The 21,772-nt window shown below is 66.3% G+C and carries 20 protein-coding genes; 10 read left to right on the top strand and 10 right to left on the bottom strand.

Annotated features, from left to right (window positions below; genetic code table 11):
- Positions 1–8 precede the first annotated feature (8 nt).
- Positions 9–1,625, top strand: coding sequence for a glutamine-hydrolyzing GMP synthase (gene guaA, locus ACF8NF_RS26755; protein WP_312840722.1), 1,617 nt, complete (start codon positions 9–11; stop codon positions 1,623–1,625).
- A 91-nt stretch (positions 1,626–1,716) separates the two neighbouring features.
- On the opposite strand, the gene ACF8NF_RS26750 is transcribed toward guaA, so the two are convergent.
- Together ACF8NF_RS26750 and ACF8NF_RS26745 are read right to left on the bottom strand one after the other, a co-directional pair.
- A complete protein-coding gene (locus tag ACF8NF_RS26750) occupies positions 1,717–3,588 on the bottom strand; it encodes a DUF2075 domain-containing protein (protein ID WP_046238702.1) in 1,872 nt (623 codons plus the stop codon).
- Positions 3,585–3,959 carry a nucleotide pyrophosphohydrolase gene (locus tag ACF8NF_RS26745; protein ID WP_016448215.1) on the bottom strand — a complete coding sequence of 125 codons (375 nt, stop codon included), beginning with the start codon at positions 3,957–3,959 and terminating at the stop codon, positions 3,585–3,587. The genes ACF8NF_RS26750 and ACF8NF_RS26745 overlap by 4 nt, the downstream gene beginning before the upstream one ends.
- Before the next feature lie 319 nt (positions 3,960–4,278).
- Here ACF8NF_RS26745 and ACF8NF_RS26740 point away from each other — a divergent pair, with 319 nt between their 5' ends.
- Positions 4,279–5,421: a DUF3883 domain-containing protein gene (locus ACF8NF_RS26740; RefSeq protein WP_392451596.1), complete on the top strand. Its 1,143-nt coding sequence runs from the start codon at positions 4,279–4,281 to the stop codon at positions 5,419–5,421.
- Between the two features lie 157 nt (positions 5,422–5,578).
- Complete coding sequence (locus tag ACF8NF_RS26735) at positions 5,579–6,865, top strand: pitrilysin family protein (RefSeq protein WP_126311971.1); 1,287 nt, start codon at positions 5,579–5,581, stop codon at positions 6,863–6,865.
- A 74-nt stretch (positions 6,866–6,939) separates the two neighbouring features.
- Here the strand turns inward: ACF8NF_RS26735 and ACF8NF_RS26730 are convergent, their stop codons facing one another.
- The gene (locus ACF8NF_RS26730; RefSeq protein ID WP_392451595.1) at positions 6,940–7,359 is read right to left on the bottom strand and encodes a 5-carboxymethyl-2-hydroxymuconate Delta-isomerase; all 420 of its coding nucleotides are present in this window, start codon (positions 7,357–7,359) and stop codon (positions 6,940–6,942) included.
- A gap of 12 nt (positions 7,360–7,371) precedes the next feature.
- The gene (locus ACF8NF_RS26725) at positions 7,372–8,352 is read right to left on the bottom strand and encodes a tripartite tricarboxylate transporter substrate binding protein (RefSeq protein WP_126311968.1); all 981 of its coding nucleotides are present in this window, start codon (positions 8,350–8,352) and stop codon (positions 7,372–7,374) included.
- A gap of 105 nt (positions 8,353–8,457) precedes the next feature.
- Here ACF8NF_RS26725 and ACF8NF_RS26720 point away from each other — a divergent pair, with 105 nt between their 5' ends.
- On the top strand, positions 8,458–9,402 hold the full coding sequence (locus ACF8NF_RS26720) for a LysR family transcriptional regulator (protein WP_227468457.1): 945 nt from the start codon (positions 8,458–8,460) through the stop codon (positions 9,400–9,402).
- Between the two features lie 40 nt (positions 9,403–9,442).
- Here ACF8NF_RS26720 and ACF8NF_RS26715 read toward each other — a convergent pair whose 3' ends face one another.
- From ACF8NF_RS26715 to ACF8NF_RS26705, 3 genes are read right to left on the bottom strand one after another with little or no spacing between them, the layout of a single operon-like run.
- Positions 9,443–9,742: a putative quinol monooxygenase gene (locus tag ACF8NF_RS26715; protein ID WP_212645936.1), complete on the bottom strand. Its 300-nt coding sequence runs from the start codon at positions 9,740–9,742 to the stop codon at positions 9,443–9,445.
- Positions 9,743–9,745: 3 nt separating this feature from the next.
- Complete coding sequence (locus ACF8NF_RS26710) at positions 9,746–10,765, bottom strand: zinc-binding alcohol dehydrogenase family protein (RefSeq protein ID WP_047327221.1); 1,020 nt, start codon at positions 10,763–10,765, stop codon at positions 9,746–9,748.
- Between the two features lie 46 nt (positions 10,766–10,811).
- Positions 10,812–11,918 (bottom strand): alkene reductase, encoded by a 1,107-nt coding sequence (locus ACF8NF_RS26705; RefSeq protein ID WP_392451594.1) that lies wholly within the window; start codon positions 11,916–11,918, stop codon positions 10,812–10,814.
- 220 nt (positions 11,919–12,138) lie between these two features.
- Here ACF8NF_RS26705 and ACF8NF_RS26700 point away from each other — a divergent pair, with 220 nt between their 5' ends.
- Positions 12,139–12,699, top strand: coding sequence for a dihydrofolate reductase family protein (locus ACF8NF_RS26700; protein ID WP_034364371.1), 561 nt, complete (start codon positions 12,139–12,141; stop codon positions 12,697–12,699).
- Positions 12,700–12,728: 29 nt separating this feature from the next.
- On the opposite strand, the gene ACF8NF_RS26695 is transcribed toward ACF8NF_RS26700, so the two are convergent.
- The 3 genes from ACF8NF_RS26695 to ACF8NF_RS26685 form a co-directional block, all read right to left on the bottom strand.
- The gene (locus tag ACF8NF_RS26695; RefSeq protein ID WP_244386300.1) at positions 12,729–13,679 is read right to left on the bottom strand and encodes a LysR family transcriptional regulator; all 951 of its coding nucleotides are present in this window, start codon (positions 13,677–13,679) and stop codon (positions 12,729–12,731) included.
- Positions 13,680–13,812: 133 nt separating this feature from the next.
- Positions 13,813–15,327: a 4-hydroxyphenylacetate 3-hydroxylase family protein gene (locus ACF8NF_RS26690; protein WP_034364430.1), complete on the bottom strand. Its 1,515-nt coding sequence runs from the start codon at positions 15,325–15,327 to the stop codon at positions 13,813–13,815.
- Entirely contained in the window at positions 15,327–16,475 is a 1,149-nt protein-coding gene (locus ACF8NF_RS26685; RefSeq protein ID WP_034364373.1) for a branched-chain amino acid ABC transporter substrate-binding protein, read from the bottom strand. Before ACF8NF_RS26685 ends, ACF8NF_RS26690 begins: the two co-directional genes overlap by 1 nt.
- Before the next feature lie 289 nt (positions 16,476–16,764).
- Here ACF8NF_RS26685 and ACF8NF_RS26680 point away from each other — a divergent pair, with 289 nt between their 5' ends.
- The 5 genes from ACF8NF_RS26680 (at position 16,765) to ACF8NF_RS26660 (ending at position 21,770) form a co-directional block, all read left to right on the top strand.
- Positions 16,765–17,682 (top strand): branched-chain amino acid ABC transporter permease, encoded by a 918-nt coding sequence (locus tag ACF8NF_RS26680; RefSeq protein WP_034364375.1) that lies wholly within the window; start codon positions 16,765–16,767, stop codon positions 17,680–17,682.
- Positions 17,682–18,863, top strand: coding sequence for a branched-chain amino acid ABC transporter permease (locus ACF8NF_RS26675; RefSeq protein WP_016452302.1), 1,182 nt, complete (start codon positions 17,682–17,684; stop codon positions 18,861–18,863). The genes ACF8NF_RS26680 and ACF8NF_RS26675 overlap by 1 nt, the downstream gene beginning before the upstream one ends.
- On the top strand, positions 18,853–19,680 hold the full coding sequence (locus ACF8NF_RS26670; protein WP_034364433.1) for an ABC transporter ATP-binding protein: 828 nt from the start codon (positions 18,853–18,855) through the stop codon (positions 19,678–19,680). The genes ACF8NF_RS26675 and ACF8NF_RS26670 overlap by 11 nt, the downstream gene beginning before the upstream one ends.
- Positions 19,673–20,371 carry an ABC transporter ATP-binding protein gene (locus ACF8NF_RS26665; protein ID WP_016448200.1) on the top strand — a complete coding sequence of 233 codons (699 nt, stop codon included), beginning with the start codon at positions 19,673–19,675 and terminating at the stop codon, positions 20,369–20,371. The genes ACF8NF_RS26670 and ACF8NF_RS26665 overlap by 8 nt, the downstream gene beginning before the upstream one ends.
- 115 nt (positions 20,372–20,486) lie before the next feature.
- Positions 20,487–21,770: a flavin-containing monooxygenase gene (locus tag ACF8NF_RS26660; RefSeq protein ID WP_392451593.1), complete on the top strand. Its 1,284-nt coding sequence runs from the start codon at positions 20,487–20,489 to the stop codon at positions 21,768–21,770.
- Positions 21,771–21,772: the final 2 nt, after the last annotated feature.

The following is a 21,772-nucleotide window of genomic DNA, read 5'->3' as shown; positions in this document are numbered from 1 at the left end:
AGATGACCATGCAACACGACAAGATCCTCATTCTTGACTTCGGCTCCCAAGTCACCCAGCTGATCGCCCGCCGCGTGCGCGAAGCCCATGTCTACTGCGAAGTCCACCCCTGCGACGTGAGCAGCGACTGGGTGCGCGAATTCGCCGCCGACGGCCGCCTCAAGGGCGTGATCCTGTCGGGCAGCCACGCCAGCGTCTACGAAGTGGACGACCGCGCCCCCGACGCCGTGTTCGAGCTGGGCATTCCCGTGCTGGGCATCTGCTACGGCATGCAGACCATGGCCACCCAGCTGGGCGGCAAGGTCGAAGGCTCGCACACCCGCGAATTCGGCTACGCCGAAGTGCGCGCCCATGGCCACACCGAACTGCTCAAGGGCATCGAGGACTTCGCCACGGCCGAAGGCCACGGCATGCTCAAGGTCTGGATGAGCCACGGCGACAAGGTCACCGAGCTGCCCCCGGGCTTCAAGGTCATGGCCTCCACGCCGTCCTGCCCCATCGCCGGCATGGCCGACGAGGCGCGCCGCTTCTACGCCGTCCAGTTCCACCCCGAAGTCACGCACACCGTGCAGGGCGCGGCCCTGCTCAACCGCTTCGTGCGCGAGATCTGCGCGGCGAATGCCGACTGGATCATGGGCGACTACATCGAGGAAGCCGTCGCCAAAATCCGCGAGCAGGTGGGTGGCGAGGAAGTCATCCTCGGCCTGTCTGGCGGCGTGGATTCGTCCGTGGCCGCGGCCCTGATCCACCGCGCCATCGGCGACCAGCTGACCTGCGTCTTCGTGGACCACGGCCTGCTGCGCCTCAATGAAGGCGACATGGTCATGGAAATGTTCGAAGGCAAGCTGCACGCCAAGGTCATCCGCGTGGACGCCAGCGACCTGTTCCTGGGCAAGCTGGCCGGCGTCAGCGAGCCCGAGGCCAAGCGCAAGATCATCGGCGGCCTGTTCGTGGACGTGTTCAAGGCCGAGGCCGCCAAGCTCAAGGCCGGCGATGCAGGCCACAAGGGCGCCACCTTCCTGGCCCAGGGCACCATCTACCCCGACGTCATCGAGTCGGGCGGCGCCAAGAGCAAGAAGGCCGTCACCATCAAGAGCCACCACAACGTCGGCGGCCTGCCCGAGCAGCTCGGCCTGAAGCTGCTCGAGCCCCTGCGCGACCTGTTCAAGGACGAAGTGCGCGAACTCGGCGTGGCCCTGGGCCTGCCGCGCGAAATGGTCTACCGCCACCCCTTCCCCGGCCCGGGCCTGGGCGTTCGCATCCTGGGTGAAGTCAAGAAGGAATACGCCGACCTGCTGCGCCGCGCCGACGCCATCTTCATCGAGGAACTGCGCAACTGGACGGACGAAGCCACCGGCAAGAACTGGTACGACCTCACCAGCCAGGCCTTCACCGTCTTCCTGCCCGTCAAGAGCGTGGGCGTCATGGGCGACGGCCGCACCTACGACTACGTCGTGGCCCTGCGCGCCGTGCAGACCAGCGACTTCATGACCGCCGACTGGGCCGAGCTGCCCTACGGCCTGCTCAAGAAGGTGTCTGGCCGGATCATCAATGAAGTGCGCGGCATCAACCGCGTGACCTACGACGTTTCGACCAAGCCGCCGGCGACGATTGAGTGGGAGTGATTGCGCAATAGGAAACGGCCGGGGTCGTCCGGCCGTATTTCCGAATCAAGCCCGCGGCACTGCGGGCTTTTTTCTGCCCGCCCGCCGTTGTTCAGTGGGATGCTGGAATAGCCGAATGCTCGCGCAGGTATGCCCTCAGCTTCGCGTCCGTGGCATACACATAGCACCCCTTCATGCCACGGGTCATCAAGGTGCGATAGGTGTTCTTGATGATGCTGTCCGCCAGCCGTGCGGCCTCGGCAGGCTGCTCCTTCGTCATCTTCACGAATCCCTTCATGGTCTTGTCATGTCTGTCCCTGGCTCGGGGCACTGCCACCAGCGTGTCGCCCATGATGGCCAGGTCTGGCCCGATGATGACTCCCACATAGTCCACTTCCAGCCCCTGGCAGGTGTGTATGCAGCCGACCTGTGCCACAGAGTTCGGTGCCACGATCCAGAGGCTGCCGTCCTGGTCCAGATTCCATTGGCGCTCGTAGTCTCCGATGACTACGTCCATAAGCTTGGGATTCTTCTTGCTGTTCCATGGCCAGCAGTAACCAGCCACAACGCGTGCCCGGTTGTTGGCGTTCTTCGTCTCGATGGCCTTGTGCAGATCCGAGGGGTCGTCAAACACCTGAAAGTCAAACGGAATATCTGCAAGGCTAGGGTTGGCGGTAGTTCGGATCTGCAACGTATGGTCTACCCAGGCCAGATAGCCGTCGGAGCCGGCGCACCGAAATTGGGAAGTCAGCGAATATTCCTCTACCTCAGCATTCCGCTCGGCTGCAAACTTGCGGATGATCTCCTTGGAACCTACATCCTTGAGAGTCACGCGCTGGTCTTCGTCGATGAAAAAGATGCTGCACTTGGCAGCTTCTATCAGCTCCTTGACCTGATGGGTGCCCAGATTCCCATAGAAGCCGCTTTTTTCGGTTAGGCGATGTGCTTCGTCCACGACCAAGACATCAAAGGCATCCTGCACGGTTTCCGTGAAGGAGCCTGATCCGCCGAAAAGATTGACCAGATGTGCGTTGTCGCGCGTCTGTATCAGCTTGTCGCTATAGACAGCGCGTGGGGCAGCGTTCTTGGAAATGTATTTGACGGTCAAGCCTTCGCGCAGAGCCGCAAGCAGGTTGACGGCGATCACCGACTTGCCGGTTCCAGGACCGCCCTCAATGATCAAGACGCGAGGCCTGCCGCTGGCGCTGGCCTGGCGGCATGCGGCCTTCGCAGCCTCGAACACTTCCTTCTGGTCGTCGATTAGCGCGAACTCGCTGTTGCCCTTCAGCAGCTTGCCGACCACATCCGCCAGCGCTTTGGATGGCCGCATCCTTCCTCGTTCAAGATCGAACAGCACCTGGCGGCCTCGGCCATGCCGGATGTGCTGTTTGATGAACTCGCGGAGTTTCTTGCGGTCTTCATCACCTTTCAGGAACAAAGGTGCCCGCTCGATATAGGGCTGGTACTGGGGGGAGTCGATGATGCCATCGGCGGCATAGTTGTGCAGGTAGGCGCAAGGCTTCAGCTGCAGCCCGCCGTCATAGATGGCCTCGTTGAACCCCTCCAGAAATGCCGTGTACGACCACGCCTGGTAGCTGGGGTGAATGCGCGCCTGGTCAGGGCGCATTCCACCGCGCAAAAGCACGATGGCATCGCGGTCGGTGGCGCCGACCGATGACCATTGCTTGAGTTCGACCACCACCAGCCGTCGAGAGCCGTCGTCGGCATGTCCGGCAAGAATGACATCGATGCGTTTTGACGATTGCGGCAGGATGAATTCGACAGCGACCCCGATGTCGGGTGCGATTTCCGGGTCACGCAGAAGGCGGGCAATGTAGCCCAGCGACTCGCGCCATGATCGGATCTCCGCCTTGGCTACCTTGCGGTGAGTCGCTGCCTGGTACTTCGCGTAGATGACGTCTTCAATATCGCGTTCGTCGTAGTCGAGCAGGAATTGTGTCTTCTCGGCCTGATAAACGATCATGGCTCGGGCAGCTGGTCGTATTTGGTGCTGACGCCGCGCGACGCCTCGACAGGGTATTTGGCGGCGTTGGAAGCCAGCTTGCTGGCGATGGCTGCGTTGAGGTCCACGTCCAGCACATCCGCCAAGCGGATGAGGTACAGGGCGACATCGGCCAGTTCGTCGCGTACCGCCGAGGCGGTTTTAGGATTCGAGGCGGCCGAATGAGAGTCGGCCTCGGTCATCCATTGGAATATTTCGGTCAACTCACCCACCTCGCCCGAGAGAGCCATGACCAGATTCTTGGGTGAATGGAATTGCTGCCACTCCCGCTCTTGCGCAAACTGCCTCAGCGCGTGTACCGCGCCCGTCACGTCAATCAGACTTTTGTCCACATCCAGACCCTTTCGGAACGGATTGTTACCTATTCTGCAGTTCCTAGGACTCAGAGACCTGAAGTATCGCTGCGCCTAGGAAGATTCTGAGCCCGGGCGAGGCTTGGATGTAAGAACTAGCCGCCTGATTCCCAGGCCAGGTGCAAGCACTTGCGCGCAGACAGACGAAGTCCAGTGTTCCCCATGAAAGACATGGCTGCTACCAGACCAAGCATGCGTTTGTAACGTAAAGTACTATTTCTTTGCAATTTGCTGTGTGCTGCTGCGGACCTAGCCCGTGGGTATTGATTCCGCATGAAGATACTTCTCCCAAACGCTGATGGCTGTTGAAATCTCTCGCCTTCAAAGTCCTGCGGCCGTTCAGGCGGCGTTGGACGAGTTTTCACGCCTTGGTCGGACGGCATTCCTGAAGCGATACGGATTTGGAAAATCGCGCGATTTCTTGGTTCGCAATGCAAGAACCGGGCAGCTATGCGACTCCAAGGCCATCGTCGGAGCTGCGTTCGGCCATCAGTTCCCGCAGGAGGGACCGCTCAAGCCGACTGATTTCTCCGGTGGAGAGGCCACCGTCGTTCCTCGATTGCAGCATCTGGGCTTCGATGTCGTGCGCATTGGTGAAGACTGGACCTTCGATGAGGTGCAGGCCACGGTCGCGTCGTATTTCGAGATGCTTTTGCTGGAGGCCGAGCAGCAGCGCTACACCAAGACCGAATTCAATGCGCAGTTGCGCCAGAGGCTGCGTGGGCGCAGCAAGGGATCGGTGGAGCTGAAGTTCCAGAACATCAGCGCCGTCCTGCATGACCTGGAGCTGCCCTTCATCCGCGGCTACAAGCCCCGGAGCAACGCTCAGCTTCTGTTGCGTCAGGCGGTGCAGCAGTTCGTCCTGAATCAGCCGGGCCTGGTTTCCCGTGTGGTGGATGCGATGGAGGAGGTCAAGACGTCTGCTGAGCAGAGTTTTCATGCCTGCCTGGTTGAACCGCCTGCGCTGGAGACAGTGGCGCAGTTGGCGAAAGACGGCGCCAAGGTCAGATTTCCACGCAAGACGAACTGGGCCCAGCGGGATGAAGCCAACCGGCATCTTGGCCGTGCCGGAGAGCAGTGGGTCATCGGATTCGAGCAGCGGCGACTTGTCCATGCCGGGTATCCGGAGCTTTTCCAGCAGCTGGACTGGGTGTCTGACCGGCTCGGCGACGGGAGCGGCTACGACATCCTCTCGCATGAGCGGCCCGGCGAGCATCGCTTCATCGAGGTTAAGACCACCAATGGCGGGCATGCCTCGTCCTTCATCATCAGCCGCAACGAACTGGATTTCGCAGCAGAGGCCGGGGATGCCTTCCATCTCTACCGGGTTTTTCAGTTCCGGGAGGAACCAAGGCTCTACATCCTGAACGGGCCGCTGGCGGACCAACTGCACCTGGAGCCCATCGATTTTCGGGCGTCGTTCCGGCGCCTGGTGGGGTAACGCGCAGGTCGGCCGGGCCAGAGCTCCCCGCAGCTTTGAGCACAGGCACATGAAAGAGGGCTGAAGAGGCCTGCCCTGCGCATCCTCTGGAGCGCGACGACAATAGCCCATGATTCAAGAAAAGCCCTTGGCGGCAACCGAACTGGAGCGGCCTGCCATGGCCTTGCGCACTCTTGCGAACGGAGTGCGGCTGCTGGCGCTGCCTATGCCGCATTTGCAGAGCGTCAGCGTGGGTGTGTTCCTGCGCGTGGGCTCCCGCGACGAGACCTCCACCAGCAACGGCATCAGCCATGTGCTGGAACACATGGCGTTCAAGGGCACGCATACGCGTTCCGTGCAGGAGATCAACCTGGATGCGGAGCGGCTGGGCGCGGAGGTCAACGCCTTCACCGGGAAGGACATCACCGGCTATTTCATGACCGGCCTGGGCTGGCATGCGCAGGCCTTGCTGGGAATGATTGCGGACATCGTGCTGAACAGCGTGTTTCCCGAGCATGAATTGCAAAGGGAGCTGCAGGTGATCCGGCAGGAGGCCATCGAGTACGAAGAGGACCCGGAGGACAGCGCCGGTGACCTGCTGGACCGCGCCATCTGGGGCGACGACCCGATGGGCATGCCGGTGATCGGCACGGTGGCCAATATCGAAGGCTTCACGCGGCAGGATCTGGTGCGCCATGTGCAGTCCCATTACGTGGGAGAAAAGACCGTCGTCGTCGCGGCCGGAAACTTCGATGTGCCGGCCTGGCTGGAGCAGGCGGCGCAGCTGTTCGCCGGCATGCCTGCGTCGGCCGATCCCGCTGTGGCGTTGCCCCCTCAGCCCGCAAAGTATGTGGGGCAGGCCCTGGCGCAACGTTTCACGCAGGTGTCCCAGGTGTTCGTGAACCTGGCCTATCCCCTGGTGTTCGAGCAGTTGCAGGGCGAGCACCCGCAGCGTGCGCGTCTCGTGGCCTCGCTGGCGGCCCATCTGCTGGGCGAGGGGATGTCGTCGCCCCTGGTCGATACCGTGCGCGAGCGGCTCGGACTGGCCTATACGGCCTATGCGGCGATGGAGGGCGGTGACGTCTGGGCCAATTTCATCGTGCATGCCGTCACGACGCCGGACAAGCTCGAAGCGCTGGTGGCAGCGACAGGCGGCCTGCTGCGCGCCCAGGCGGCCGGCATTGACCCCGTGCATCTAGAGCGGGCCAAGAACCAGCTGGCGGTCTCGCGGGTGCGTGCGGGCGAGCGGACCTACGCCACCATGGAGCGGGCTGTCGAGGACCTCTTTGCCCATGGCAGCGTGACATCCGTGGCCGAAACGCTGGCGATGATCGATGGCATCGGGGCCGAGGAAGTGCGCAAGGTCTTCGAGCGCATGCTGGCCCACCCTCCGGCGGTGGCCATCACCGGCAAGGGCGCCAATGCCCGGACCGTGCGGCAGCTGGCCGCAGGCCTGGCGGCCTGAGCCGGCAGCGCGCGGTCAGCGGCCAGCGGCCAACCGCCAACCGCCAGCCGCAACACATGGCGCTTTTCCCGTTGTCATGGAGTTGAGGGAGCGGGCGGCGGCGCGTTCCATTGCCGCTTGAGGTAGTGCGACTTCGGGTGCTCCTGCAGGAACACGCAGCACTGCACCCACGCCGCTGACTCCGGGGGCACTTCGAACGGGGCGATCGGGCCGATCGCACCGATCGCGCGCGAGAGATGCTCGAACACGGCCTCGGCCATGGCCGAGCACATCTGCGGCGGGCGCGGGTTGGTCAGCGTCAGGGTGGCGATGAGTTGCTGCGCGTGGGGGTCCTCGCCGCACAGTCCGACGGCGATGGGTGCCACGCGCGACTTCAGGTCCGCGAGCCGTGCCCATCCGCGCTCGGCCAGCGCAAGGTGCATGGCGTGCAGGACCGGCTCCCACTGGATCGACGGGAGCAAGGATGGCGATACCTCGATGGCGATGTGCGGCATGGGGCGGCGCCTTCAGTCGAGCTTGATGCCGACTTCGCGGATCAGCGTCTGCCAGCGTGCCCGCTCGCTGTCCAGCAGGCGTGCGAATGCCTGGGGCGAGTTGTCGATGGGCACCGAGCCGAGTTCGGCCAGCCTGTCCTGCGTGGCCTTGGCCGCCAGCGCCGCGCCCATGTGCTTGACCAGCCAGGCCTTGCGGTCGGCCGCAATTGCAGCGGGCGCGAGGAAGCCGTACCAGCCGCTGATCTCGGCGTCCACACCCGATTCCTTGAGCGTGGGCACGCCAGGCAGCGCGGGAATGCGCCTGGCGGACGTCACGGCCAGCGCCTTCAGGCGCCCGCTTTGCACATGCTGCAGGATGGCCGGCGTGGCTTCGAACACCATCTGCACCGTGCCGCCCAGCACGTCGTTGAGTGCAGGCGCGGAGCCGCGGTAGGGAATGTGCAGGATCGAGGTGCCGGTATGGCGCTTGACGAGTTCTCCCGCCAGGTGCTGCGGCGTGCCGTTGCCGGCGGATGCGTAGGAGAACTTGCCCGGGTTCTTGCGCAGCCATTCGAGCGCCTCCTTGGCCGTGGCCGCCGGGAAGGAGGGATGCACGGCCCAGATCAACGGCACCGAGGCGGCCCATGCCAGCGGTGTGAAGTCCTTGGCCGGATCGAAGTTGAGCCTGGAGTACAGCGCCGGGTTCGCGGCCATGGGGCCGAGTGCGCCCAGCAGCAGCGTGTAGCCGTCGGCCTCGGCGCGTGCTGCCGCCTCCGTGCCGATGTTGCCGCCCGCACCGCTGCGGTTGTCGACGATCACCGTGCTGCCGCTGTCCGACTGCAAGGCATTCGCCATCAGGCGGGAGACGGCATCGGTGGTCGCACCTGCCGGATAGGGGCAGATGATGCGGATGGGCTTGGAAGGGAATGCCTGTGCGCGCGCCGAGGGGCTTGCGCCCATGGCTGAAATGGCCGTCGCCGTGCTGGCGTACTGAAGGAAGTTGCGTCGTTTCATCGGTGCTCTCGTGACCAGAGTTGTCTCGTGGCCGTAGTGTCGGCAGGCCCTTGTTTCTTCGCAATTCGCATTTTCTGGCCGCGCCTATCGGATAATCCGATGGCCATGTCCGCACGCAGCCGCGACCCCCTCGATCTCGTCTCATTGCGCCAGTTGCGCTACTTCGTGTCGGCGATGCGGGCGCACAGCTTCAGTGCGGCATCACGCGATGCCTCGATCTCGCAGGCGGCGCTGTCGGAGCAGATCGCCTTGCTGGAATCGACCCTGGACGTGCAGCTGTTCGACCGTGCGAGCGGGCGCGCCGTAGCCACGGCCTCCGGACATGAGCTCGACCGCCGGGTGTCGGCCTGCCTCAGTGAGCTGCAGGCGGCGCTGCGCGACGTGCAGGCGCGTGCGAGCACCGTGGCGGGCCTGGTGCGCATCGGCCTGGTGCAGTCCTACGCGGGATGCTGGGTACTGCCCGTCGTGCGCAGGGCCCAGGCGCAGTGGCCGCAGCTGGCGATCGCACTGCGCAGGCGCACCGCACAGGCCTTGGTGGAGGGCGTGTTGCGTGGCGATTTCGATCTCGCCGTCAGCTTCGACCCGGAGCCGCATGCCGATCTGGAGATCCTGGCCTGCTTCGACGAGCCCGTGGTGGCCGTGGGATTGAAGCCCCGGCGGCGGCGACGCCTGCTGGAGCTCAGCGAGGTCGCGAACCACCCCCTGGCCTTGCTGCCAAGCGAATACGCCATGCGGCGCCAGCTCGACAACGCCTTTGCGGCGCAGGGGCTGAAGCCGGGCGTGCATCTGGAGTCCGATACGCTGGAGGACCTGGTGCATGCCGCCCGTGAAAACGGCATGGTTGCGCTGCTCAACGGTGCCGCGGCAATGAGCCTGGACGTGCAGGATGCAGTCCCGTTGGCCGAAAGAAATCTGGGCCGGCAAGCCTGCCTGGTGCGCTCACGCAGCCGTCACCACGGCTTTGCCGCCCAGTACGTATGGGACGAGCTGTCGGCGGCAACCCCCACGCTGCCGCCAGCGTGGGGGCGGCGCGTTGCAGCCGCGCGCTAGTCGTCGGCCGGGTCCGTTCCGCCCAGGCCCGTACCGCCCGTCAGGGCACTTCCTTCAGGCCCACCAGTTGCAGGGGGCGTGCCAGCAGTTCGTCGAAGCGTTTCTCGAACGCCTTGAAGTACGGCATGCTGAAGTGCGCATCCAGCGCTGCCTGGTCCCTGAATGACTCCCGCATGTAGAAGGTGCCGGGTTTGTCCGCCAGCTCGAACAGCGTGTAGTCCAGGCATCCGGGCTCTTGCCGGGTGAATGGCACCAGCGCGCGCAGGGCGTCGCGCAGCTGGTCTTGCTGGCCGGCCTTCGCCTCAAGGATGGCCAGGTTGAAAATGGTCTCTGTCTTCATGGCTCAGCCCCAGTTCTCCAGCACCACCTTGCCGCGCGCCTTGCCCGACTCGATCAGGGCATGGGCGCGCTTGAGGTTGTCGGCGTTGATGCTGCCGAAGCGCTCGGCCAGCGTGGTGCGGATCAGGCCGGCATCGACCAGTGCGGCAACCTCGTTGAGCAGGCGGTGCTGGCCGATCATGTCGTCGGTGCCGAACAGGGCGCGGGTGAACATCAATTCCCAGTGCACCGACACCGACTTGCGCTTGAGCTTGGTGATATCCAGCGACGCGGGATCGTCGATCAGGCCGAATTTTCCCTGGGGCGCGATCGCCTCGACGATCTGTGCGAAGTGCAGGTCGGTCTGCGTGAGGCTCACGATGAGGTCCACCGTGGGAAAGCCGATGCGCTTGAGTTCGTCGGCAATCGGCTGGCTGTGATCGATCACGTGGTGGGCGCCGAGCTCCTTGACCCAGGCCTGCGTCTCGGGCCGCGATGCGGTGCCGATGACGGTAAGGCTGGTCAGCCGCGTGGCCAGCTGCGTGAGGATGGAGCCCACGCCGCCGGAGGCGCCGATGATGAGCAGTGTCTTGTGGCTGGGGTGCTTGCCCGGCGCGATGCCCAGGCGGTCGAACAGCATCTCCCATGCGGTGATGGCGGTCAGGGGCAGGGCCGCCGCCTGTGCGAAGTCCAGCGACTTGGGCGCGTGGCCCACGATGCGCTCGTCCACCAGGTGCAGTTCGCTGTTCGTGCCAGGGCGCGCAATGGAGCCGGCGTACCAGACGCGGTCGCCCGGCTTGAACAGCGTGACTTCGGGGCCCACGGCCTTGACGATGCCGCTGGCATCCCAGCCCAGCACCTTGTGCGTTTGCCCCTCGGCGGGCGCGCCGCTGGCGCGCACCTTGGTGTCCACCGGATTGACGGACACGGCCCTGACTTCGACCAGCAGGTCGCGGCCGGTGGCCACGGGATCGGGCAGGGTGATGTCGATCAGCGATTCGGGTTGGCTGATGGCCTGGGGCTTCTGGTATCCAACGGCTTTCATGGTCGTGCTTTCAAAGGTTGAGGAAGAGGGGAGAGCAGGGAGGGCTTCAGGCGGTGGCGAGGGCTGCGTAGTCCGAGTAGCCGCGTGCGTCGCCGCCAAACAGGGCCTTGGGATCGAATGCGGCCAGCGGCGCCTGGGCGGCGTAGCGCGCCGGCAGGTCCGGGTTGGCAATGAAGGGGCGGCCGAAGGCGACGAGGTCTGCCAGGCCCTCGTGCAGGATGGCTTGGGCGCGCTCCGCGTCGTACTTGCCCGCAACGATCACCTTGCCCTGGTAGGCGCGGCGCAGCGCGTGGCGGAAGTCGTGCGGAATCTCGGGCGCATCGTCCCAGTCGGCTTCCGACAGGTGGATGTAGGCCAGGCCGATCTCGTCGAGCTTGCTGGCCAGATGCAGGATGGTCTCGATGATCTGCGGGCAGTTCATGTTGCGCTGCGTGATGAAGGGCGCCAGGCGGATGCCGGTGCGCTCGGCCCCGACCTCGCCCGCCACGGCGGCCGTGACCTCTTCGGCGAAGCGCGTGCGCTGGGCGATGCCGCCGCCGTAGGCGTCGGTGCGGTGGTTGGAGGTGGTGCGCAGGAACTGATCGATCAGGTAGCCGTTGCCGCCGTGGATTTCCACGCCATCGAAACCGGCACGCATCGCATTGGCCGCGCCCCTGCGGAAGTCGCCGATCACGTCCTGGATGTCCTGTGCGCTCAGTGCGCGCGGTACGGGGCAGTCGACCATGCGGCCGACACCGTCGTCGCCGACCACCCAGACCTGCGCTTGGGGCGACAGCGCCGAAGGCGCGACCGGCAGGCCATCGGCGTGAAAGCTGGCATGCGACATGCGGCCAACGTGCCACAGCTGCAGCACCATGCGCCCGCCGGCGGCGTGCACCGCGTCCGTGACGCGGCGCCAACCGTCCACCTGCGCCTCTGAATAGATGCCGGGGGTGAAGCTGTAGCCTTGGCCCTGGCGGGAGATCTGGGTGGCTTCCGAGACGATCAGGCCGGCGCTGGCGCGTTGTGCGTAGTAGGTGGCCATCAATGCGTTGGGCACGTCGCCTGGCTGGCTGGTACGGCTGCGCGTCATGGGGGCCATCACCATGCGGTTGGGCAGGCTGAGCGGGCCGAGCTGCAGGGGGCGAAACAGGGGCGTGGAGGCGGTGTTCATGCGGTTCCTTGGCGGAGCTGTAGAGGTGTTGGGGTGGGAGCGGAAACCCGGTTCGCAAGTCGTCTGGGCATGGAGCGATGTTGACCTGGGTGTTTCAATTGAAAAAGACCCGCAGGACTGAAGGCGGCTTCAAAAGAAATTTGACGATGGGGTCCAGGCGCGGCCTGCACGACACCCGGGCGGATGGCCGTGCCGCGCCTGCCTGGCTACCATCTCCCCCATGAAAACCCAATACTTCGCCGCCACCTCACTCGACGGATTCCTGGCCACCGAGGACGACTCCCTGGACTGGCTGTTCCCGCTGGGCGACATGCAGGCCACGGGCTACCCGGAGTTCATTGCCGGCGTGGGCGCGCTGGCCATGGGGTCGGCCACCTACGAATGGATGCTGCGCCACGCGGAGACGGTGGCCAGGGAGACCGGGGCGGCGTGGCCCTATACGCAGCCTGCCTGGGTGTTTTCCAGCCGTGCGCTGCCTGGTATTCCGGGTGCCGATGTCCGGTTTGTCAGCGGTGATGTGCGTGCCGTGCATGCGCAGATGCAGGCTGCGGCAGGCGGGCGCAACCTTTGGATCATGGGAGGCGGGGACCTGGCGGGGCAGTTTTATGACGCAGGCCTGCTGGACGAGATGATCCTGAGCGTGGGCTCGGCCACGCTGGGCCGGGGCAAGCCGCTGTTCCCGCGCCGGGTGCTGCATCCGGTGTTGCGTTTGTTGTCCGTGCGGCAGATCGGCGAGGGCATGGCGGTGCTGCATTACGAGGTGCGCAAGAGCACGAGCTGACGGGCTCCCTGATTCGGTCTGCGCGCCGCTCAGTTCGCCTCCCCGCGCCCAGGCGCCGTCATCCCCGGAATGTATTCATTGGAGATGAAGCTGCGGCAGCGGTGCATGAAGGCTTCCACCACATGGCGGGGCTTTTGTTCGCGGGCCCAGGCCAGGCCCAGTTTCATGGGGCGGTGGTTGCCGTTCAGGTGCAGGTTGACGATCTTCTTGCCGTCCAGCGCGTGGGAGTTGCGCGGGCGCACGTTGACCAGGGAGTAGCCCACGTCGTTGGCGACCAGGGAGCGCACCACGTCGGGGCTGGCGCTGCGGGCCGCGATCAGGGGCGAGACGCCGGCTTCGCGGAACAGCGACATGAAGTATTCACGGCTCAGGGGCAGGTCCAGCAGGACCATGGGCAGCTGGGCCAGCGCCTCCAGCGTGGTGGAGCGGTGGTTGGCCAGCGGATTGAGTTCGCTGACGATGACCATGGGCGGCAGCTGGGCCAGGGGCTCGAAGCAGATGTCCGATTCGGCCACCAGCAGGTCGTAGGTGATGGCGACATCGATCTGCGCGGTGCGCAGCTTGTGGATCAGGCCTTCCTGGTGGTCCTCGATCTGCGTGACCGTGGCCTTGGGCTGGGCGCGCGCGAATCCCTGGCACAGCTCGGGGGCGACCATGGCCGCCAGCGTGGTGAAGCAGCCCACGCGCACGGGGCCGCGCACCTGGCTTTGCGCGCTGCTGGCCACGTCGTACAAGGCCATGGCCTGGTCGAGCAGGCTGCGGATCTCCCGCAGGACTTCGGCGCCTGCGGGCGTGACGGACAGGCCTTGCGCATGGTGGCGCACGAACAGCGGCACCTGCAGCTCCGCCTCCACCTGGGTGATGGCCGAGGAGATGGACGAGGGCGAGACGTGGATGCGGTTGGCGGCCTCGGCAATGCTGCCGAACTCGCCCGCTGCCACGCAGTATTCCAATTGTCTGAAGGTCAGTCGTGTCAGCACGGTGTGCAAGAGGTGGAGAGGGGGAGGGCGGCCAGGGTGATCCGCCGCGTAGTTGACCAAGCGGCGGACCGCGCTGCAAGAGGCCCTTCCCGCAAGGCGCCTGCATTGTGCGGCGGTCGGGACCCGGCAGCCTTCAGTCGCTGGCGTTGTGATTGCGAAACCATTGCGCCACCGCACCGTCGCCCTGGGCCGGCGCCTGCGTGGCCTTCACGCGGTCCGTCAGCCCGGCGGACTTGCCCACGAAGTCCAGCGGCGCATCCCAGTTGAAGTGCCGGTACACGGCCGCCGTCTGGGCGTAGGGCGGGCATTGCGCAAACAGCTGGAAGCTGAGCCGGTGGCCGGCGTGGTCCGAGTCGAGCAGGTCGCGCGCATAGGCCAGCAGCCTGCGGCGGTCGTCGGCCTGCGATTGCGGGCCGAGCGTGTAGAACTTGCGCAGCCAGGGGCCGGTTTCCTCGTTCTCGAAGCTGGCGTGGTCCGGCGTCAGGCAGACCTGGCCGCCGCACAGCTCGCGCACGGTGTTCATCATGTGGTGCAGCTGGCCGGTGGCCAGCGACCGTCCCGTGAACAGCAGGGACTGGTTGGGCATCATCAGCCCGGCCGGGCTGCGCTCGGCCAGCGCGATGGCGGCCGTGAGGTGGGCATTGATGCCTTCGCGGTAGCAGGCCAGGCCGGCCAGCCTGTCCTGCACGGCCTGCAGCTTCTCCACGCCGGTCTGGCGCGCGTTGTGCAGGGCCGTGCCTATCAGCATGTCGGCCAGCTTGAGGCTGCGCTGCAGGAAGGTGAAGGCCGAGTAGCGGTGCAGCGTCTCGCGCAGGAAATGGGCGGCCCGGGTGTGGCGGTAGAACAGCACGTTCTCCCAGGGAACCAGCACGTCGTCGAAGACCACGATGGCATCCACTTCGTCGAAGCGATGGCTCAGCGGGTGGTCCTGGGCCGATGCGCGGGCGGCCAGGCCCGGGCGGCAGATGAAGCGCAGGCCGGGCGCGCCCAGGTCGCAGATGAAGCCTATGGCGTATTCGGACTGCGCAGCGTCGCCCCAGTGCGCCAGCCCCGGCTTGGTGAAGGCCTGGTTGGCATAGGCGGCGGCGGTCTCGTACTTGGCGCCGCGCACGATGACGCCTGCATCGGTCTCCTTGACCACATGCAGCAGCACGTCGGGGTCCTGGTCCTGCGGCAGGCGCGAGCGGTCGCCCTTGGGGTCGGTGTTGGCCGATACGTGGAACAGGTCGCCACGCACCACTCGGCGGATGTGGGTGCGGATGTTGGCGGAAAAGCGCGGGTCCAGCTCGTTGAGCACGTCCTGGCCATCGAACAGCGACCACATCTCGCCCACGCTCTCGTCGCCCACGCGCATGACCACGCCGCCCATGTCCTCCAGCAGCAGGTCGGTGGCGCGGCGCTTGTCCCACCAGTCCTGGCGCGTCAGCGGCAGCTTGTGGGCGATGGGGTGGCGCTCGCCGTCGCCTTCGTCGTAGGTGAGCGCGTCGCGCAGCGTGGCCTCGTGCTGCAGGTCGTACATGCGCGCGCGGATGTCCACCAGCGGCTTGAACATGGGGTGGGTGGTCACGTCTTTGACGCGCTCGCCGTTCATCCAGACCCGCCGGCCATCGCGGATGGAGTCGCGGTACTGGCTGCCTGTCCTGATCATCAGCGGCTGGCCCACTTGCCGTCTTTGACCTCGTGCAGCTGCAGCTCCACGGGCACCTGCGTCTGGCCGTTGGCGTCGAAGGTCACGGTACCGGTCACGCCGTCGTAGCGTATGGCGCGGATGGCCTTGGCCACGGCCTGCCGGTCCTTGGTGCCTGCCGTCTTGAGCGATTGCAAAAGGATGCCGGTGGCGTCGTAGGCGTACTTGGTGTACGGGCTCTCGGAGTCGGCATAGCCCTTGGCGGCATAGGCGCGGCTCATGGCGTCCAGACGGGGGTTGGTCTGCGATTTGGGCGTGCCGACGATGGTGCCGTCCGCGGCCGGGCCGGCGATCTGGATGAGCTGCGGATCGAAGATGCCGCTGATGCCCAGCATGGGCTGCTTCATGCCCAGCTCGGCCATCTGCTTGCGCACGATGCCGGCCTCGGTGATCACGCCGCCGAAGTAGACCGCGTCGGGGTTCAGGCTCTTGATCTTGGTGAGGATGGAGCGGAAATCCGTGGTGCCCACGGGATAGCTTTCCTCGGCCACCACGCTGCCTTTTTCTGCCTTGTAGAAGCTGCCGAACGAGGCCAGGTTGGCGCGCCCGTAGTCGCTGGTGTCGGCAATGATGGCGATCTTTCTTGCGCCCAGGCCCGTGGCGGCCCAGGCGGCCAGGGGCTTGTTCTCGTTGACCAGGGTGGGCGTCACGCGCGTGGTGTTGGCGAAGTTCTGGTCGGTGATCTTGGGGCCGATGGCGCCCCAGACGATGAAGGGCATCTGCACGCGGTTGAACACCGGCAGCGTGGCCAGGGCCACGGGGCTGTTCCAGTGGCCTATGGCGCCCACCACGTCGCGGTCGTTGACCAGCTTGAGCGCGGCGGACACGCCGGTCTGCGGGTCGGAGGCATCGTCCAGCACCACGCCCTCCACCTTGAACGGCACGCCGGCCGTGGCATTCCACTGGTCTATGGCCAGCAGGAAGCCGTTCTTCGCGCCCAGGCCCTGCTGTGCGTTGCCGCCGCTGACGGGGCCGATGAAGCCCAGCTTCACGGTGGACTGGGACCAGGCCGCGCCGCAGGCCAGCGTGGCGGCGGCCAGCGCCAGGGCGGATGCGGCAAGGCGCCGGCGCGATGGCAGGAGGGCGGTGGATGTCGTGAAGGCTTGCATGGTCGGTCGGTCCTGTTCGGGTGAAGACGAAGGGCAGCCATGGCGGCCCGGGCGGGGCCCGGGGCGGCGGGGCGCCACGGTGCATGGCGGGCTGGCCGGCGCTGTCTGGCAACGCCGCCGGATCAATGTATCGCCGCACCGGCCCGGGACTGGATCGCGTTTTCCGAAGCAGCGCCTCGGCAAAAGCGACGCAGGTTTTGCGCGGTTTCTTGCTTCAATGGTTGCGTGACATGGAGACAAGCGAAGCCCCGCCAACCCGGCCGAACCCGACACAAGAGGAACCCTATCGATGCATGACGCGCTGTTCCAGCAACTCATCAACTGGCTGACCCTGGGCTGCATCTACAGCCTGCTTGCCCTGGGTTTCAGCCTGTTGTTTGGCGTGCTGCAGGTGATTCACTTTTCCCATGGCGACGTGGCCATGGTCGCCCCCTTCATCGCCCTGGCGGCCGTGCAGGCCCTGGCCACCGCGCTGGGCGGCTCGGCCCCCTGGCTGGTGCTGGGCCTGGCCTGCCTGGTGGCCATTGCGGCGGTGGGAGGGCTGGGCGTTGCCCTGGACCGGCTGGTGATCGGCCGCTTTCGCAATGCGCCGGCCATGATGCCACTGGTGGCCACGGTGGCGCTGGGCATCGTGATCCGCGAGCTGATCCGCCACCTGTACCCGCAGGGCAGCAATCCGCACGCGTTCCCGGCGATTGCGCAGGGGGCCGTTCCCACCCCGTTCGGGCCGCTGCCCCTGATCAGCGTGGTCTCGGTGCTGGTGGCGGTGGCGCTGGTGGGCGTGCTGCTCTATGTGCTGCACCACACGCCCATGGGCATGCGCATACGCGCCGTGTCGCAGGACCGCGAAACCGCGCGGCTGTTCTCGATTGCGCCGGGGCCGGTGTTTCGCAACACCTTCTTCATTGCCTCGGCCACCGGCGCGGTGGGCGGCATCTTCCTGGCCAGCTATGCGGGCGTGGTGCGCTTTGACTTCGGCGTGCAGGCGGGGCTGATCGGCTTTTCCGCCGCAGTGGTCGGCGGCCTGGGCCGGCTGGGGGGCGCCATTGTCGGCAGCCTGCTGATTGCGGCCATCGAGACCATCGTGCAGGGCTATGTGCCCAACGGCACCTCGTACCGCCTGGTGTTCGTGTTCGCCCTGGTGATCCTGGTGCTGATCTTTCGCCCCGCCGGCCTGTTCGGCGTTCAGAAAATGGAGAAGGTGTGATGCAGACAACGACGATACAGGCGCCGCCGCAGGCGGCACCACGGAGTGCGGGCTCGGCCGCCATCGTGCTGGGCGTGGCCCTGGCGGGCGCCGTGCTGCTGCGCCAGTTCCTGCTGGCCGAAAGCTGGATCACGGTGCTGGCGCTGCTGGCCTGCTTTGCCGTGGCCCTGGTCGCGGTGCAGAAACGCCCGGTGGTGGAAGACCGCATCGTGGCTGCCTTCGGCCAGTGCAGGCCGCTGGCCGTGGGCACGGGCGTGGTGCTGGCCCTGGTGTTTCCGTGGGTGCTGGGCGGTGACAGCTACGCCATGCACCTGATGATCATCGCCTGCCTGTACGCGGTGCTGGCGCTGGCGCTGAACTTCCAGCTGGGCAGCGCCAACATACCGAACTTCGCCACTGGCGCGTCCTACGGCATCGGCGCCTATGCGTCAGCCCTGCTGGCCATCCACTTCGGCGTGAGCTTCTGGATCTGCCTGCTGGTGGCCGCCGCCGTGGCCACGGTCTTCGGCTTTTTGCTGGGCCTGCCGTCCATGCGCACCCGCGACAGCTACCAGGCGCTGGTGACGATCGCCTTCGGCATCGTCGTGCACCAGCTGCTGATGAACCTGGAGTGGACGGGCGGCGCCAACGGCCTGGTGGGCATTCCTTCGCCCACATTGTTCGGGCATTCGTTCAACGACCCCATCACGCTGTGGGGCCACAGCCTGCCGGGACAGGCCAACTTCTACTACGTGGCCGTCGCCCTGCTGGGGCTGGCCATCGTCTCGGCGCAGCGCCTGCACAGCTCGCGCGTGGGACTGGCCTGGAATGCCCTGCGCGACGACGAGATCGCCGCACGCGCATGCGGCATCAACGTCACCTGGTTCAAGGTCAAGGCCTTTGCGGTGGACGCCTTCCTGGCGGGCTTTGCGGGCACGGTGTATGCGTTCTATGTGAGCTTCATCTCGCCGGACAACTTCACCTTCCTGGTGTCGGTGACCATCATGACGCTGGTGATCGCAGGCGGCATGGACAACACGCTGGGCGTGATCGTCGGCGCCTTCCTGCTGACCATGCTGCCGGAGAAGCTGCGGGCGTTTTCCGACTACCGCATCCTGTTCTACGGCCTGGTGGTGATCGCCTTCCTCATCATCCGCCCGCGCGGCATCTTCCCCCAACGGGTGCGCAACCATGAGCATTGATTCCCATCCCACCCACCATGCCGCGCCCGCAGGCCCGCTGGTCCTTGAGGGGCGTGGCCTGACCATGCGCTTCGGCGGCCTGACGGCGGTGCAGGGCGTGGACATCCACCTGGCGGCGGGCGAGGTGCTGGGCATCATCGGGCCCAACGGCGCGGGCAAGTCCACCTTGCTGAACCTGCTGACCGGCATCTACCAGCCCACCGAGGGCGAGGTGCTGCTGCAAGGCCGCTCGCTCAAGGGCATGGCCGCGCACGACATCGCGGGCGCCGGCATTGCGCGCACCTTCCAGACCAGCCGGCTGTTCGGCTCGCTGAGCGTGCTGGACAACGTGATCATCGGCATGCACGCGCGCACCCGCTGCGGCGTGCTCACCGCGCTGCTGCGCCCGGCCGTCTCGCGCGCCGAGATGAAGCGCTGCGCCGAGCGCGCCTGCGCGCTGCTGCAAAGCGTGTCCAGCGACCTGCACCAGCGCCGCAACGTGCTGGCCAGCAGCCTGCCGCAGGCCGACCGCCGCCGCCTGGAGATTGCGCGCGCCCTGGCCTCCGAGCCCCGCATCGTGCTGCTGGACGAGCCCTCCAGCGGCATGGACGACCGCGACACCGATGCGCTGATCGCCGACATCCAGCGCCTGCGCGAAGGCAATCCGGCGCTGGGCTTCATCATCATCGAGCACGACATGCGGCTCATCGCCACCTTGCCGCACCGCGTGATGGTGCTGGACTACGGACGCAAGATCGGCGACGACAGCTTCGAGGCGGTGCGCCGGCTGCCGCGCGTGCAGGAAGCCTATCTGGGCAGAAAGGCCAGCCATGCTTGAACTGGACTCCATCAGCACGCGCTATGGCGTGGTGAACATGCTCAACCAGGTCTCGCTGCAGGTGCCCGAGCACAGCATCGTCTGCCTGCTGGGCCCCAACGGCGCGGGCAAGACCACCACCTTCAAGGCGATCGCGGGCCTGCTGCCCGTGCACCACGGCGCCATCCGTGTCATGGGCCAGCCGCTGGCGCGCATGCGCACCGAGGACCTGGCCGGCCTGGGCGTGGGCTTCGTGCCCGAAGGGCGGCGCCTGTTTGCCGAGCTGACCGTGCAGGAGAACCTGAAGATCGGCCACGACGCGCTGCGCCCGCAGCAGGGCTTTGCCCAGGCGCTGGAGCGCGTGGTGGCCCTGTTCCCCCGGGTGGGCGAGCGCCTGTCGCAGGCGGCGGGAACCCTGTCCGGCGGCGAGCAGGCCATGGTGGCGCTGGGCCGCGTACTCATGGGCGAGCCGCGCCTGGTGGTGATGGACGAGCCCACGCTGGGCCTGTCGCCCAAGCTCATCGAGGAGTACTTCGAGACGGTGCAGCGCATCCACAGCCAAGGCATCACCGTGCTGCTCATCGAGCAGAACGCCGAGGCGGCGCTGTCCATCGCCCACACCGGCTATCTGCTGCTCAAGGGCCAGCTGGTGGCCTCGGGCACGGCCAGCGAGCTGCTGGCCAACGACGTGGTGAAGCACCTGTACCTGTAGCGCCGCACGGGCGGCCTTCACCTTCTTTCCTTTTTTGTTGCGGACCACACCAAGGCAGTCGGCACCGCGCCGATGCGGGACGGCCTGCGCCTTTTTTTCCTGAGAGACCCACACCATGACAGCTGACATCCAAACCATCAACACGCTCGTGGTCGGCGCCGGGCAGGCCGGCATCGCGGCCAGCGAACACCTGAGCCAGCTTGGCGTAGAGCACCTGGTGCTGGAGCGCCAGCGCATCGCCCAGGCCTGGCGCACGGGGCGCTGGGACTCGCTGGTGGCCAACGGGCCGGCCTGGCATGACCGCTTTCCGGGCCTGGAGTTCAAGGGCGACCGCGACGGCTTTCCCGGCAAGGACGAGGTGGCCGACTACTTCGAGGACTATGTCCGCCAGATCAAGGCGCCCGTGCGCACCGGTGTGGAGGTCAGGCGGGTCACGCGCAACCAGGGCCGGCCGGGCTTCACGGTGGAAACGTCCGAGGGCGTGATCGAGGCCCGCAACGTGATCGCGGCCACGGGGCCGTTCCAGGTGCCGGTGATCCCGCCGATAGCGCCGGCTGCGCCGGCTGCGCCCGCCGATGGCCGCCTGCTGCAGATCCATTCCGCGCACTACCACCGCCCCGCGCAACTGCCCGAAGGCGCCGTGCTGGTGGTGGGCGCAGGCTCCTCGGGCGTGCAGATTGCCGATGAACTGCATCGCGCGGGCCGCAAGGTGTTCCTGTCGGTGGGCGCCCATGACCGGCCGCCGCGCGCCTATCGCGGCCGTGATTTCTGCTGGTGGCTGGGCGTGCTGGGCGAATGGGATGCGGCCATTGCCAAGCCCGGCCGCGAGCATGTGACCATTGCCGTCAGCGGCGCGCGCGGCGGCCACACCGTGGACTTTCGCGCGCTGGGACACCAGGGCATCACCCTGGTGGGGCTGACCGAGTCCTTCGCCGATGGCAGGGTGCGCTTCAGGGACGACCTGGCCGAGAACATCGCCAACGGCGACGCCAACTACCTGGCCATGCTCGATGCGGCCGACGACTACATCCGCCGCAACGGCCTGGACCTGCCCGAGGAGCCCGAGGCGCGCAGGCGCCTGCCCGATCCGGAGTGCGTGACCCATCCGCTGCGCGAACTCGACCTGGCCGCCGCAGGCATCACCTCCATCATCTGGGCCACGGGCTACAGGGTGGACTTCAGCTGGCTGCAGGTGGACAGCTTCGAGCCCGGCGGCAAGCCACGCCACCACCGCGGCGTGGGCCATGAGCCGGGCATCTACTTCCTGGGCCTGCCCTGGCTGTCGCGCCGTGGCTCGTCCTTCATCTGGGGCGTGTGGCATGACTCCAAGTTCGTGGCCGACCACATCGCCAAGCAGCGCCGCTACAGCGACTACGACGCCGCCGCCCGCAGCAGGTAGCA

Source organism: Delftia sp. WSY_22 (genome assembly GCF_043104185.1).
Taxonomy (GTDB): Bacteria; Pseudomonadota; Gammaproteobacteria; order Burkholderiales; family Burkholderiaceae_C; genus Comamonas; species Comamonas tsuruhatensis.
The sequence above is the reverse complement of the archived record's forward strand: the minus strand, read 5'-3'. Positions and strand labels throughout refer to the sequence as shown.

Excerpts from the sequence above, each read along its gene's own strand:
- ACF8NF_RS26720 (WP_227468457.1), top strand. The coding sequence starts at position 8,458 with ATGTCCGCACGCAGCCGCGACCCCCTCGATCTCGTCTCATTGCGCCAG.
- ACF8NF_RS26725 (WP_126311968.1), bottom strand. The coding sequence starts at position 8,352 with ATGAAACGACGCAACTTCCTTCAGTACGCCAGCACGGCGACGGCCATT.
- ACF8NF_RS26750 (WP_046238702.1), bottom strand. The coding sequence starts at position 3,588 with ATGATCGTTTATCAGGCCGAGAAGACACAATTCCTGCTCGACTACGAC.
- ACF8NF_RS26670 (WP_034364433.1), top strand. The coding sequence starts at position 18,853 with ATGAGCATTGATTCCCATCCCACCCACCATGCCGCGCCCGCAGGCCCG.
- ACF8NF_RS26690 (WP_034364430.1), bottom strand. The coding sequence starts at position 15,327 with ATGATCAGGACAGGCAGCCAGTACCGCGACTCCATCCGCGATGGCCGG.
- ACF8NF_RS26730 (WP_392451595.1), bottom strand. The coding sequence starts at position 7,359 with ATGCCGCACATCGCCATCGAGGTATCGCCATCCTTGCTCCCGTCGATC.
- ACF8NF_RS26735 (WP_126311971.1), top strand. The coding sequence starts at position 5,579 with ATGGCCTTGCGCACTCTTGCGAACGGAGTGCGGCTGCTGGCGCTGCCT.
- ACF8NF_RS26660 (WP_392451593.1), top strand. The coding sequence starts at position 20,487 with ATGACAGCTGACATCCAAACCATCAACACGCTCGTGGTCGGCGCCGGG.
- guaA (WP_312840722.1), top strand. The coding sequence starts at position 9 with ATGCAACACGACAAGATCCTCATTCTTGACTTCGGCTCCCAAGTCACC.
- ACF8NF_RS26705 (WP_392451594.1), bottom strand. The coding sequence starts at position 11,918 with ATGAACACCGCCTCCACGCCCCTGTTTCGCCCCCTGCAGCTCGGCCCG.
- ACF8NF_RS26675 (WP_016452302.1), top strand. The coding sequence starts at position 17,682 with ATGCAGACAACGACGATACAGGCGCCGCCGCAGGCGGCACCACGGAGT.
- ACF8NF_RS26740 (WP_392451596.1), top strand. The coding sequence starts at position 4,279 with ATGGCTGTTGAAATCTCTCGCCTTCAAAGTCCTGCGGCCGTTCAGGCG.
- ACF8NF_RS26680 (WP_034364375.1), top strand. The coding sequence starts at position 16,765 with ATGCATGACGCGCTGTTCCAGCAACTCATCAACTGGCTGACCCTGGGC.
- ACF8NF_RS26700 (WP_034364371.1), top strand. The coding sequence starts at position 12,139 with ATGAAAACCCAATACTTCGCCGCCACCTCACTCGACGGATTCCTGGCC.
- ACF8NF_RS26685 (WP_034364373.1), bottom strand. The coding sequence starts at position 16,475 with ATGCAAGCCTTCACGACATCCACCGCCCTCCTGCCATCGCGCCGGCGC.
- ACF8NF_RS26715 (WP_212645936.1), bottom strand. The coding sequence starts at position 9,742 with ATGAAGACAGAGACCATTTTCAACCTGGCCATCCTTGAGGCGAAGGCC.
- ACF8NF_RS26710 (WP_047327221.1), bottom strand. The coding sequence starts at position 10,765 with ATGAAAGCCGTTGGATACCAGAAGCCCCAGGCCATCAGCCAACCCGAA.
- ACF8NF_RS26665 (WP_016448200.1), top strand. The coding sequence starts at position 19,673 with ATGCTTGAACTGGACTCCATCAGCACGCGCTATGGCGTGGTGAACATG.